Origin of the sequence: Flavobacterium sp. PMTSA4 (genome assembly GCF_032098525.1) — a bacterium.
Taxonomy (GTDB): Bacteria; Bacteroidota; Bacteroidia; order Flavobacteriales; family Flavobacteriaceae; genus Flavobacterium; species Flavobacterium capsici.
The window spans coordinates 1,539,545-1,553,013 of record NZ_CP134890.1; the positions used below are offsets into that span (position 1 = coordinate 1,539,545).

The following is a 13,469-nucleotide window of genomic DNA, read 5'->3' on the forward strand; positions in this document are numbered from 1 at the left end:
TTAAAATTTCAAGGCAAAAATACATAAAACTTATTGTAATAAAATCATAAAAAAACCACCTAATAGGTGGTTTTTTAAATATTATATCAATTAAGAATTATTGCTTAATGAATTTTTTAGTAATTGATGAACCATTGTCATCACTAAAAGTGACAAAATAAACCCCAGATGATAAAGATGAAACATCTAAAGTTTTTTGTTCAATATTAGAATTAAAATTCATTATAGATTTTCCTGTGATATCATTAATAGTAATAGATTTTAATCGAATATTATTCTCCAAACTAAAATTCAATATATTTTTAGTTGGGTTTGGATAAATTGAGATTTTAGACTTGCTGAAATTTATGTTACTCAAGTCTTGAAAACCTGTCCCAGTAACTATTAAACTAAACGCTTGTTGACCAGAACTTAAATTTCCTTTATGAGAAACTGTTATCGTATATATACCATTAGGGTTAGTTACTTCTACTTTTTCTACATTATCAACAATATTGTCTCCAGTAATTGCAGCAGCTGCAACATTTGATAATTGCAATTTCCATGGATAGTAAGTACTTGAATCTTTAGTAATTCGCAAATCTAAATCGTTAACTAAAACAGGATTTGGATCATTTAAAATTCCATTTCTTGGAGTTCCAGCTGGATCAGTCCATGAAATGGTAGCCTCTAATTTGTCAGGTGATGTAACTCCAACTTGAAAAGTATAAACTTCGCCTTGATTAAGAACAAACTCATTAATAACAGCTTCACGAGTTACATTACTATTCTTTCTAATAACCTCTGCTGCCTTACTTGTATCAAGTAAACCCCAACCAAATTTTGGGTCTGGTCCAACTGTTCCTCCATCTCTTGCTGTATGACATACTAAACCTTTTAGAGTCGAGGCTCTCATAAAAGAAGAATTCAATTGATTGTAATATTGTTGTAATAGCAAAAGAGAACCTGCAACGTTTGGCGAAGCCATTGAGGTTCCAGACATTGTAGCATAAGAATTAACAGTTGTATTAACAGTTGAATATACATTTGTCCCATCACCAGTAATATCAGGTTTAATTCTTCCATCATCTGAAGGTCCTTGACTGCTAGAACCATTAATAGGAAATAAATTAACCGTTCCATTTGCTAGTACAAAAGGATTGCTGTTAGCCACCACCAAATTATTTTTTGCGTTTTTTTCTTGAGTTAATTTATCATATCCGTTTGCTAATCCACCACTATATGAATCAGCTCCAGAATTACCAGCTGATGTAACCATTAAATAATAAGGCGCTGAAAAAGCTAATTGATCCCAAGACCTAGCTTCATTATCATAACATCCCATTAACCATGAAGACTGAGCTTCACCTTGATCATTAAGAACAGGAACTCCATAAGAATGATTAGATATCAACAATCCAATATTTGCAATTTCTGTAGTAACTGTTGTTAAATCATTAGTCCAATTATAAGACAATCCATTTGCTTTTGGTGCCATGCCTTTTGCATTATTATCAACTCCTTTTGCTAAAACCGTACCCATTACGTGAGTTGCATGGTCACTAGTTGAAGGATTAGGAATTGTGTTTTGAGGTATTACAACTCTTGAAACAGGTGATGAGCTATCATCCAAAAACTCTATATGATCTTTCAAAACAAATCCTCCATCCCATACTCCAAGCGTCATATTCTGTCCTTCTACATTTAGTCCTAAAGTTCCACCAGAATGAAGAGCATTTGTCTTTGTAGCTTGAGCTTCTGTGAAGTTATCTGTTGTTATATAAACTGGTTTACCATCAATAACATCAACCAATTCATATAATCTAAAATTATCATAAAACTGCTTTTTATAATTGATATTCTTAATAAGAAAATCATCAATGATTTTTTCTTTTTTTAAAAAATCATCATTTGATTTTATAGCAATATTATTTAATTCCTGAACATTGGATTCTTTTAAAATAATTTCTATTTCATTTTTAGTTTGAGAAAATCCAAAAATTGTGTAAAAAACCACAATAATTATGTATTTATTTTTCATAGTACTTATTTTTACACAAACTTATAAAAATTTTATTAAACCTTAAGGCTTAATAAAAAATAAGTCCTAAAAAGATAAAAATTTAAAATAAAAAAACCATCTCAAGATTTAATCTTGAGATGGTTTAATTAATAATAATACATTAACAGCTTAAAAAAGCTATGGCAAAGTAAATGTATGAGTCTTTATAACACCAAAATTACCACCTCCTGAAACTAAAACAGATCCACAATCTTTGGAAACATTATAAGTTCCAGAAACAGTTGCAGATGTAAACAATCCATCACCATAAGCATCATTAATTGTATAGGTATAAGTCCCATCAGGCAATGTAAATGTCATTGGTGTTTGTGGTTGAAGAACATTAGAAGGCGCATCTGAATATGGTCCTCCTGATTGTACAACTACACCTGAAGAATTTTTAATGTTCCAAGTTGTTTCGGATCCATAACGATCTAAAACCAAAGTATGTATTATTGTATTAGAAAAACACATACGCTTAAAATTCACTTTTATTCTAGTTGTAGTAACATTAAAAAATGAATCTTCATCAGCAGATTGCGCTTCAAAAGTAACATATCTATTTGCAGCAAGAGATAAGTTTGGATCAAATGATATGTTAACTGTTGCTGACATTTCGCCAGCAGGAATTATTACCGAAGTTGATTCCAAAACATAATCTCCATCCAAAGCAGTAGTAAATGGCTGATTAGCCGAGTCATTTCCCGAAAGTTCAACTATATTCACAGTTCTATCTGAATTTGAAACATTACTTGCATAAACTGTTATTGAAGAAACTGGACTTTCAGTTACAAACTCAATATTTTCAGCATTTTTTCCGAAAGTTAAAAAATCGGGGGTTTTAACAGATGAATCATACTCTTCACATGAAAACAATGTAACAAGCGAAAAAATTGTAAGTAAAAAAACATTAATTTTTTTCATAATAAAATAGCTTTAAAATTAAAATGGATTTTGAGGACCTAAATCTATGTTAGTATTTACTTCACTCAAAGGAATTTGGAAACTAAACTTAACAGATCCAGCAGGATAATCAAAGAAACCAAAAGTAGCATGATTCGAACCTGTATACGTTCTATTCAAACCTGTATTCCATCTTTTCATATCAAAGAAAGCAAATCCTTCTCCCCATAACTCTAATTTTCTATGAAAACGAATTTCATCTAATAAAGCTTGACCAGAGTTAGTAGAAAGAGTATAACCATTAACTCTAGTTGAAATTAAATTAAACAAAGCTTGTCTTGCACCAGCATCATCACCTGCTAAAGCTTTAGCTTCAGCCTCAATTAAATACATTTCTGCAGCACGCATAAACACATAATCACCTTCAAAATCGGTATCATCTACAAATTTAACATTCGCATACTTTGGCAACCCAAAACCATTACCAGCATCAACAAACCATGCTTTTCTATAGTCATTTGAAGAAATATTATCAAAAATTCTTCTGTCTACAGATTTATATGATTGTAATAATCCTGCATAACCTGGATTCAAATTACCGATATGTGAGAAAAATGACGCGTAATAAGTTGAAGTATTTGTATCTATATCAGCACCCCACATCCACTCTGCATTAGTAATCTTATTAAAACCATCCATTAAATCAGATGAACTCATTGGAGAATAACCTTCTCTTGCTGCAATAGCATAAGTAGCTGCTTGCGTATAATTTCCGTATTCTAAATTATATCTAGCCAACAATCCTGCAACCACATTTTTATTGACTAAGGTTTTATTTGGTCTTGAATATCCATCTAAAAGAGTATATGCTTCTTCCAAATCTTCTAAAATGCGTGCTTTTACAACATCTATTGGTTGTCTAGCTGCTAAAACTCCCTCTTCAGTTGTCATAGGAACAGCTAATCCATCATTATTTGAATATATTCTAATCAATTGAAAATAAGCAAAAGAACGCATAGTTAACAAACGACCTCTTATGTGTCTAAGTGAAGGATCTTCAACAGAAGAAGGCACTAACCTTAATCCTTCATTCATATTATAAATTATTTTATAATAAAATTGCCATACAGCATCTGTACGATTAGAAGCCTCATTTCTAGCTGTATAATTATAATAGTTAACGAACCAATGAGATAATGTTTGAACCATGTCATTACTCATCAAATCTAAACCTAAACTATAACCCATTTGCCCAAACTCATCATGGAAGTTACCATGACCAGCTGTACTAAAATCATTAAGGAAAAATTGATTTCCACCTTCAATACCAGATGCAATAATTAATGCTGCCTCTGGATTCGAATTTGCCAAATCAGATAATTGTTGATTAGAAAAATCACTCTGAAAATCTTTTGATAAAAAATCATCCGAACATGCTGTAAAAAGCATAGAAAAAATGGCAATTACTAAAATTTTTTTGTTTATCATAACTTTTTTTTTTAAAATTCTAAATTAACACCAAATGAAACTGTTCGTAATAACGAATAATTATTACCTGAAGCACCTGTAACTCCACTTTGTCTTGGATCAAATCCTTGACGTTTTGACCATAAATGAACATTATCTGCTAATCCATAAAATCTAAGCCTATTCAATCCAAGTTTGTTAGCTACTTTGCTATCAAAAGTATAACCTATTGAAATATTTTGTATACTTAAATAATCAGATTTAATTAATGATAAAGAACTACCACTATAAAATTGTTTTGGATCATCAGTATCCACTCTAGGCAAAGAAGCAGTTGTATTATCAGGCGTCCAAGTCTTTGAAAAATCACTATGTAAACCACCACCTGGAGACAATCCCAATCCACTTAACCATACGCCATCTGTAGAATAACCTCCAAATTGATAAGCAAAATCAATACCGAAATCAAATCCTTTGTAAGCAATGTTAGCTCCAAAACCTCCATAAACATCAGGAATTGCAGATTTACCAATTTTCATCAAATCTGCTTCAGCATAATTTTCTGTTAATTCTCTTCCTAATGAATGGTCATTATCATCAATATATTTCCAAAATAAAGCAGCTCCATTCACCGGATTAACTCCTGCAAATTCTCTCATATAAAAATCATATACACCACCACCTTCTTCTAAAATATAATTTCCATTTGGTTGAAAATTATTTTCTAAACCATTAAAAGGTAATCTAGTAATTTCATTCTTATAAGAAGTTGCATTAAAATTCAATGACACAGTTAAATTGTTTGTTTTAACAATATCTCCACTCATAGTTACTTCAAAACCTTTATTATACATGTCACCATTGTTTTCAGGTCTAGTAGTAAAACCAGTCAATGAAATAGGTATTGGTCTATTATATAACATATCTGATATGGACTTTTTAAAATACTCTACTTCAATGTTAAATCTATTGTTAAATAAGCTAGCATCTAAACCTATATTCATATTTGTTGATGTTTCCCACTTAACATCCGGATTAGCTAAATAGTCACCATTTGTCCATCCAACAGGCAAAGTTGCATCTGTTGTATAATTTATTGTAAATGGAGTCAAGTAAGGCTGATCGTAACCTATATTATCATTACCTTGCTGACCAAATCCTGCTTTTAATTTTAATTCATTAATCCAAGATACATCTTTTAAAAATGACTCTTGCGAAATTCTCCATCCAACTGAAGCACCGTAGAAAGTTCCCCATCTTACATCAGGATGAAATCTTGAAGAACCGTCTCTTCTTGCGCTAAAACTAGCAAAATATTTATTATCATAATCATAAGCAAGTCTAGACAAAAAGCCTTCTAAAGCATAAAGTCCAAATCCTCCTCCTCCATTACCTTGATTAAGAGCAGCCTGATCTACATAAGGAGAGTCAAATAGAAATTTAGATCTAGAAGCTGAAACGTAGTCAGTTTTTCTATCCAATGTTTCATGACCTAGCAATAAATCCAAACCATGATTACCAAATCTTTTATTGTATTTCAAAAGTTGCTGATTAGTAAACGAAAATTGTCTAGAAGAGCTGTTGGTAACTCTACCACCTGCACCAACTGCATCTCCATATAAAGACGTGTCAGAACTCCAATTATATCCATTTGTCAACTCACCTGTAATATTATAGGTAAATACTAATCCATCCAAAATAGTATAATCTACATATGCTGTTGTAAATAGATTATCTCTAACCCTTCTTTTATAGTCATTTATAGCTGTTGCATATGGATTTTGTAACGCCCCAAAAGGTCTTATAGGAGATAAACCATCTGCTCCTGTACCATCATCAAAAATATGTTGTCCTAAAGAATTAATTATTGGATTCCCAGCGAAATCATAAGCTCTTACTGGATAAATCGGAGCTACTGCTCTAATCCAATAAAATGGACTACTATAGGTTGTACCTCCATCATATCCATCCAAATAATCTTGAGTAGTATGAGCATAACCAAAATTAGCACCTATTTTGAATTTATCACTTATCTTAGTGTCAACTTTCAACCTTGACGTAATTTTTTCAAAACCAGAGTTAACCACGTAACCATCATTTTTCTCATAACCTAAAGAGAAATAATGTGAAGTATTTTCATTACCTCCTGAAACAGCTAAATTAGTTTGAGTAAAAAAACCATCTCCAAATAAATAATCAGACCAATCCTCATCATACTTTAATGTTCCGCCAGTAAATTTACCTGTAGCCGGATCTATCAACTGATTGTCAGGAGTATTGTAATTATTATATTGTAAACCTTGATCACCTGTAATCAAATTATTTGCAGCATTTTGAGAAGCAGTAGTGGCATCTTGACCAAGATTAAACATGTAAGTATTTTTCAACGACTGATAATACGCTTCATAATATTTTGAAGGACTAGAAATAAAATCATAATCTTTCACCGCTCTAGATGTATAACCAGCACGAGAATCTATAGTTACAGCACTTTTCTTATTTTTCCCCTTTTTAGTAGTAATAATCACAACTCCACTTGAACCTCTACTTCCATAAAGCGCCGCTGCTGCTGCATCTTTCAATATTGTCATCGATTCAATATCTTGACTATTAATAGAGTTAACATTACCATAAAAAGGCACACCATCAACTACATACAAAGGAGGAGTAGCTACAGATACCGAACCAATACCTCTAATTCTTATCGTTGCACCTTCACCAGGCAAACCATTACCATTTGCAACTTGAACACCAGCTACTTTTCCTACGAGTCCTTGAGTAACATTTCCAGTTGTAATTTTAGCAACCTCTTCAGATTTAATGACCGCAACAGAACCCGTTAAAGCTTCTTTCTTTTGAGTTCCATACGCCACAACAACAACCTCTTGCAAAGCAACCCCTTCAGACAAAACCACATTATAAGTACTAGCTGTACTAATTGTTACTGATTTTGTATCATACCCAGTAAAAGACACCTCTAGAACATCTCCTACTTTGGCCTTGATAGAATACTTTCCATCAAAATCTGTTTGCACCCCATTTGTTGCGCCTTTAACCACAACATTTGCACCAGGTAATGGACCAAGTTTATCAGTCACAACTCCTGTAACAGTCTTCTCTTGTGCAAAAGAAAACTGCATAGAAAACGCTAACAAAAGCGTAAAAATCCATTTGAACTTCGTTCTCATATTAATTTTATTTGAGTTAGTTATCCCGCAAACTTCTTAATTATTTCTTAAAAAAACAAATATTAGCATTCAATTAATATTCTTTTTTATGTTAAATTTTGAATTATGAGAATGTGGAATGTATCATAACACTAAAAGACAGATTCAATTTAGCAAAAAAGGTTGCGTTAAATTTTTTATTTTTATCAAAAAAAAAAATGCTTTCAAATAATTTTTCAGGTAAAAAATTAGAATGTGGAACCGACGAAGCTGGCCGTGGTTGTTTAGCAGGTCCTGTTACAGCTGCAGCTATTATACTTCCAGAAAATTATCATTTAGAATTCCTTAATGATTCAAAACAGCTATCTGAAAAAACTAGAGAAAAATTAAAACCTTTAATTATTGAGTCAGCAACATCTTTTGCATTTACTCATATTTATAATGAAGAAATAGATGAAATTAATATTTTAAATGCTTCAATGAAAGCCATGCAAGAATGTGTTTTGAAACTATTTCCTACACCCGAATTTATTATTGTGGATGGAAATAGAAATATAAACGCTAAACTTGGTTTAAAATCAATTGCCGGCAGAACGTTTACACAAAAAGAAATTGAACTTTTAAAATCAATCCCAAATAAAAGCATTATAAAAGGAGATAGTAAATTTACTAGTATTGCTGCATCTTCTATATTAGCAAAAACATTCAGAGATGAATATATGGACAAAATACATGAAGAATTTCCAATGTATAACTGGAAAAAAAATAAAGGATATCCAACAATTGAACATAGAGAAGCAATTAGAAAATATGGTGTCACAAAATATCATCGTAAAAGCTTTCGATTATTGCCTGATCAACTTACTTTAGAATTTTAATTAGAGAATAATTTCTTTTTCTAAAATTTTGGCTTCAAAAAGATTTTGAAAGTGTTTGATGATTTTGTCTTTAACTTCTTCTTCATTAACTTTTTCAACATCTAATTCATTGTTTAGTGAAGTAACAGCTTTACCTTTTATACCGCAAGGAATTATATTATCAAAATATCCTAAGTTAGCATTAACATTCAACGCAAATCCGTGCATAGTTACCCAACGTGAAGCTCGAACTCCCATTGCACATATTTTTCTAGCAAATGGCGTTCCTACATCTAACCAAACTCCCGTTTCACCTTCACTTCGTGTACCTATTATATTATACTCAGCTAAAGTTAAAATTATAACTTCTTCTAAAAACCTTAAATACTTATGAATATCGGTGAAAAAATTTTCTAAATCCAAAATAGGATAACCTACAATTTGCCCTGGTCCATGATAAGTAATATCGCCTCCACGATTTATTTTATAAAAAGTAGCTCCTTTTTCCAAAAGTTGTTTTTCAGATAAGAGCAAATTAGACATATCTCCACTTTTCCCTAAAGTATAAACATGCGGATGCTCTACAAAAATAAAATAATTAGGAGTTTCAATATCTGGGTTATTCCTTTTCTCTAATTTTAAATCGACTATTTCTTTGAAAAGCTTTTCTTGATAATCCCAAGTTTCTTTGTAATCTTTAGTTTCTAAATCAAATAAGCGGATATTTTTATTCATAGTGATAAAAGTAGTGTGCAAAGTTACAAACTATAAATAAGTTTTGTAAAAATTTTTATTTCTCGATATTTTAACGAATGAGCAACAAAGTATATAAAGAGTAGACACTCCGTACATAAAGCGTCTATAATGTGTGGACAGTTCGGGTAAAACTAAAAAGAATGTTTTTTAGTAATTATGTAATTTTCTTCTCTTTATTACATTGGCACTTTTTTAAATAATAACTATCTTTGCACGCTTAAAAACAAGAATATGCAACTTTCAGAACAAGAAATCATTAGAAGAGAAAAGCTTCAAGCTTTACGTGAGCTAAATATTAATCCTTATCCAGCAGATTTGTTTCCTGTGAATCATACTTCGAAACAGGTTAAGGAAAATTTTTCTGAAGGAAAGAAAGTAATAGTTGCAGGTCGTTTAATGAGTGTTCGTGACCAAGGTAAAGCAGCTTTTGCTGAATTACAAGATAGCGAAGGAAGAATTCAATTGTATTTCAATAGAGACGTTATTTGTCCTGAGGATGACAAAACAATGTATAATCAGGTTTTTAGAAAACTAACAGATTTAGGCGATTTTATTGGCATCGAAGGAGAAACCTTCTTGACAAAAGTAGGCGCAAAATGTATCCGAGTTGATAAATTCACCTTTTTAAGTAAAACATTACGACCATTACCATTACCAAAAACAGATGAAGAAGGTCATGTTTTTGATGCATTTGTTGACCCAGAATTACGATATAGAATGCGATATGTTGACTTAGTTGTTAATCCTCAAGTGAAGGAAGTTTTCATTAAAAGAACAAAATTGTTTAATGCAATGCGAACTTTTTTCAATAATGCTGGATACATGGAAGTTGAAACTCCAGTATTACAAGCTATTCCTGGTGGTGCAGCAGCAAGACCATTTATCACACATCATAATAGTTTAGACATTCCTTTATATATGCGAATTGCTAACGAATTATATTTAAAAAGATTGATTGTTGGCGGTTTTGATGGTGTTTACGAATTTTCAAAAAATTTCCGTAACGAAGGAATGGATAGAACCCACAATCCTGAATTTACTGCAATGGAAATATACGTAGCTTACAAAGACTACAATTGGATGATGGAGTTTACCGAAAATCTTTTAGAATATTGCGCCTATGAGGTAAACAAAACAACCGAAACCACTTTCGGAGAACATACTGTAAACTTTAAAGCACCTTATGCAAGAGTTACGATGACTGATGCTATAAAACAATTTACAGGTTTTGATATTACTGGAAAAACAGAGGCTGAACTATTTGAAGCTGCTAAATCCATGGGAATTGAAGTCGATGAAACCATGGGTAAAGGAAAATTGATTGATGAAATTTTTGGAGCAAAATGCGAAGGTAATTTTATACAACCAACATTCATCACCGATTATCCAAAAGAAATGTCACCATTGTGTAAATCGCATAGAGATAATCCCGATTTAACAGAACGTTTTGAATTGATGGTTTGTGGAAAAGAAATTGCCAACGCATATTCAGAATTAAATGACCCAATTGACCAAAGAGAACGCTTTGAAAATCAAATGAAATTAGCCGAAAAAGGCGATGATGAAGCCAATGGAATTATTGATGAAGATTTCCTTCGTGCTCTAGAATTTGGCATGCCACCAACATCTGGACTTGGTATTGGAATGGATAGATTGATGATGTTTTTAACTAACAATGCATCTATACAAGAAGTGCTGTTCTTTCCGCAAATGAAACCAGAAAAAAAACAATTGGATTTGTCAGAAGACGAAAAACTTATTGTTTCATTATTAAAAACAGAAAACAATCAAGCACTTTCAACTCTAAAAGAAAAATCAGCTTTAAGTGGAAAAAAATGGGACGCAGCAATGAAAGGTTTAGCAAAACATGGATTAACGAAAGTTATTGTTGATGGTGAAAACAAAAACGTTGTACTTAACTAATATTAAAATAATAATGCTAAAAAGGAACTCAATTGAGTTCCTTTTTTTATAAAGTTTTGTTAAGCTTTAAACCTTTTTAAACTCCTCACGTCTTATCAACAAATATTAAAATTAAGAAAAATGAAAAAACTATTTATTGCAGTTTTATTAGTTGTTGGAATAACAACTTTTGCACAAGAAAAAAAACATTCAAAAGGTGAAAGACAAAAATTGAGTACTGAAGAAAAAGTAGACTTACAAGTAAAAAAACTTACTGATGATTTATCCCTCAATGAAAAACAAGTTAATGAAGTGAAAGTGTTAGTAGCAAAACAAATTGAAAAAAGAGAAGCTAAAAAATCTGAAATGCAAGGTCTTAAAGAAAAAGACAAAGAAGAAAAAAAAGCTCTTTTTGAAAAAAGAAAAGCTGAAATGAAAAAAGAGCAAGAAGAAGTTTCAGTTGAAATGAAGAAAATTTTGACTGCTGAACAATTCAACAAATGGGAGAAAATTAAAGAGCAAAAAAAAGAAAATCTTAAAGAACGTATGGCTAAAAGAAAAGGCAAACGAGGAAAAATGAATTAATAAATCATTATTTTTAAAATAAATTTTGACTTGATTTAAAAAAAAAGTAGATTTGGATAATTAAATCAACTTAAATCATAAAAAATGAAAAAAATATTTATTGCTTTAACTTTAATTTTAGCACTATCGTTCACATCTAATGCTCAAGAAATGAAAGCATTAAAAGCAGAAACAAAAGAAATTATTAAACCTGAGAATGCTGCAAAATCTGATGCATCTGAAATATCTAAATTCCTTAGCCTAGATGACACCATGACTGATAATTTTTATAGACTTTTTTTAATGAAACATCAAACTCTCCAGAACGAATTAACTCCAGAGAGAAAAGTTGAGTTAGCTAGAGTTATCGAAGCAAAAATCAGAGCAACTTTAGGAGATGAAATGATGGCTAAACTTGAAAAAAATAAAGAGTTGTTAAAAAAATTAGTCAACTAAGTAATCAAATATTATAAATAAAAAAGCCATTCAAATGAATGGCTTTTTTATTTATAATTGTTTAGAAACTTTATCAATTGCTTGTATGGTAAAGTCTAAATCTTCATAAGTTAATGCATCAGTAATAAACCAAGTTTCATAAGCCGATGGAGCAATATAGACTCCTTCTTTCAGCAAACCGTGAAAAAATTTCTTAAAGGTATCATTATCACCATTTTTTGCGGTATTAAAATCGTAAACTGGATTTTTATCGAAATGGACTGAAATCATTGATCCTACTCTATTTATAGTAAAATCAATACTGTTTTTTGATAAAACATCTTGTATTCCTTTATGTAAATAGGCTGTTTTATTTTCTAACCTGTTAAAAACATTCTTATCATCATTTAAACTTTGTAACATCGCAAAACCAGCAGCCATTGCCAATGGATTACCAGATAAAGTTCCTGCTTGATAAACTGGTCCTAATGGCGAAAGATAATTCATGATTTCATTACGAGCTGCAAATGCACCAACGGGTAAACCACCGCCAATTACTTTCCCAAAACAAACAATATCAGCTTCAACGCTAAATAATTCTTGTGCTCCGCCTTTTGCGAGCCTAAATCCGGTCATAACTTCATCGAAAATCAGCAAAGCATTGTTAATATCGCATACTTGTCTTAAATCTTCTAAAAAGCCTTCCTTCGGAGGTATACAACCCATATTTCCCGCTACAGGTTCAATTATTATAGCTGCAATTTCATTTTTATTAGATTCGAAAAGTGATTTTACATTTTCAATATTATTATAATTTGCTAATAAAGTATCTTTTGCTGTTCCTTGAGTAACTCCAGGAGAATTTGGCGTTCCAAAAGTGCTTGCTCCACTTCCAGCTTGGATTAAAAAAGAATCTGAATGTCCATGATAACATCCAGCAAATTTTATGATTTTATCTTTTTTTGTAAACCCACGCGCAAGGCGTATTGCACTCATACAAGCCTCAGTTCCAGAACTAACAAACCTGATTTTATCTATATTCGGAACCATAGAAACCGCTAAATCTGCAATTTTTGTTTCTAATTCGGTAGGCATTCCAAATGATGTGCCTAATTTTGTTTTTTCAATTACAGCATCAACAACAGGTTGAAAAGCATGACCTAAAATCATTGGTCCCCAAGAATTGATATAATCAATATATCTGTTTCCATCTTCATCATAAACATAAGCACCTTTGGCACTTTTGGCAAATATTGGTGTTCCACCAACACCTTTGAAAGCTCGCACTGGAGAATTTACACCGCCAGGAATTACTTTTTCAGCTTCAGCAAATAACTGACTACTTCTTTGATATAGCATCGAAATTGTATTTTGGAT

General features: G+C 31.5%; 10 protein-coding genes. 4 read left to right on the forward strand and 6 right to left on the reverse strand.

What is annotated here, in order from left to right; all coding sequences use genetic code 11:
* Nucleotides 1-97: 97 nt before the first annotated feature.
* From RN605_RS07095 to RN605_RS07110, 4 genes are all read right to left on the reverse strand, one after another.
* Nucleotides 98-2,020: a S8 family serine peptidase gene (locus tag RN605_RS07095; protein ID WP_313323603.1), complete on the reverse strand. Its 1,923-nt coding sequence runs from the start codon at nt 2,018-2,020 to the stop codon at nt 98-100.
* Between the two features lie 159 nt (nt 2,021-2,179).
* Complete coding sequence (locus RN605_RS07100; protein WP_313323605.1) at nt 2,180-2,965, reverse strand: DUF1735 domain-containing protein; 786 nt, start codon at nt 2,963-2,965, stop codon at nt 2,180-2,182.
* A gap of 18 nt (nt 2,966-2,983) precedes the next feature.
* Nucleotides 2,984-4,432, reverse strand: a complete 1,449-nt coding sequence (locus tag RN605_RS07105; protein WP_313323607.1) for a RagB/SusD family nutrient uptake outer membrane protein — start codon at nt 4,430-4,432, stop codon at nt 2,984-2,986.
* Between the two features lie 11 nt (nt 4,433-4,443).
* Entirely contained in the window at nt 4,444-7,599 is a 3,156-nt protein-coding gene (locus RN605_RS07110; RefSeq protein WP_313323608.1) for a SusC/RagA family TonB-linked outer membrane protein, read from the reverse strand.
* A gap of 197 nt (nt 7,600-7,796) precedes the next feature.
* On the opposite strand from RN605_RS07110, the gene RN605_RS07115 reads away from it, so the two are divergent.
* A complete protein-coding gene (locus RN605_RS07115) occupies nt 7,797-8,456 on the forward strand; it encodes a ribonuclease HII (protein WP_313323610.1) in 660 nt (219 codons plus the stop codon).
* Here RN605_RS07115 and lipB read toward each other — a convergent pair whose 3' ends face one another.
* Entirely contained in the window at nt 8,457-9,170 is a 714-nt protein-coding gene (lipB, locus tag RN605_RS07120) for a lipoyl(octanoyl) transferase LipB (protein ID WP_313323612.1), read from the reverse strand.
* Nucleotides 9,171-9,422: 252 nt separating this feature from the next.
* Here lipB and lysS point away from each other — a divergent pair, with 252 nt between their 5' ends.
* The 3 genes from lysS (at nt 9,423) to RN605_RS07135 (ending at nt 12,113) form a co-directional block, all read left to right on the forward strand.
* Nucleotides 9,423-11,114: a lysine--tRNA ligase gene (gene lysS, locus RN605_RS07125; protein WP_313323614.1), complete on the forward strand. Its 1,692-nt coding sequence runs from the start codon at nt 9,423-9,425 to the stop codon at nt 11,112-11,114.
* Nucleotides 11,115-11,324: 210 nt separating this feature from the next.
* Nucleotides 11,325-11,678, forward strand: a complete 354-nt coding sequence (locus tag RN605_RS07130; RefSeq protein ID WP_313356327.1) for a hypothetical protein — start codon at nt 11,325-11,327, stop codon at nt 11,676-11,678.
* Nucleotides 11,679-11,762: 84 nt separating this feature from the next.
* The gene (locus tag RN605_RS07135) at nt 11,763-12,113 is read left to right on the forward strand and encodes a hypothetical protein (protein ID WP_313323618.1); all 351 of its coding nucleotides are present in this window, start codon (nt 11,763-11,765) and stop codon (nt 12,111-12,113) included.
* A gap of 51 nt (nt 12,114-12,164) precedes the next feature.
* Here the strand turns inward: RN605_RS07135 and hemL are convergent, their stop codons facing one another.
* Nucleotides 12,165-13,451, reverse strand: coding sequence for a glutamate-1-semialdehyde 2,1-aminomutase (gene hemL / locus RN605_RS07140; protein WP_313323619.1), 1,287 nt, complete (start codon nt 13,449-13,451; stop codon nt 12,165-12,167).
* Nucleotides 13,452-13,469 lie beyond the last annotated feature (18 nt).

Coding starts and splice junctions, on each gene's coding strand:
- RN605_RS07095 (WP_313323603.1), bottom strand. CDS start 2,020: ATGAAAAATAAATACATAATTATTGTGGTTTTTTACACAATTTTTGGA.
- RN605_RS07100 (WP_313323605.1), bottom strand. CDS start 2,965: ATGAAAAAAATTAATGTTTTTTTACTTACAATTTTTTCGCTTGTTACA.
- RN605_RS07105 (WP_313323607.1), bottom strand. CDS start 4,432: ATGATAAACAAAAAAATTTTAGTAATTGCCATTTTTTCTATGCTTTTT.
- RN605_RS07110 (WP_313323608.1), bottom strand. CDS start 7,599: ATGAGAACGAAGTTCAAATGGATTTTTACGCTTTTGTTAGCGTTTTCT.
- RN605_RS07115 (WP_313323610.1), top strand. CDS start 7,797: ATGCTTTCAAATAATTTTTCAGGTAAAAAATTAGAATGTGGAACCGAC.
- lipB (WP_313323612.1), bottom strand. CDS start 9,170: ATGAATAAAAATATCCGCTTATTTGATTTAGAAACTAAAGATTACAAA.
- lysS (WP_313323614.1), top strand. CDS start 9,423: ATGCAACTTTCAGAACAAGAAATCATTAGAAGAGAAAAGCTTCAAGCT.
- RN605_RS07135 (WP_313323618.1), top strand. CDS start 11,763: ATGAAAAAAATATTTATTGCTTTAACTTTAATTTTAGCACTATCGTTC.
- hemL (WP_313323619.1), bottom strand. CDS start 13,451: ATGCTATATCAAAGAAGTAGTCAGTTATTTGCTGAAGCTGAAAAAGTA.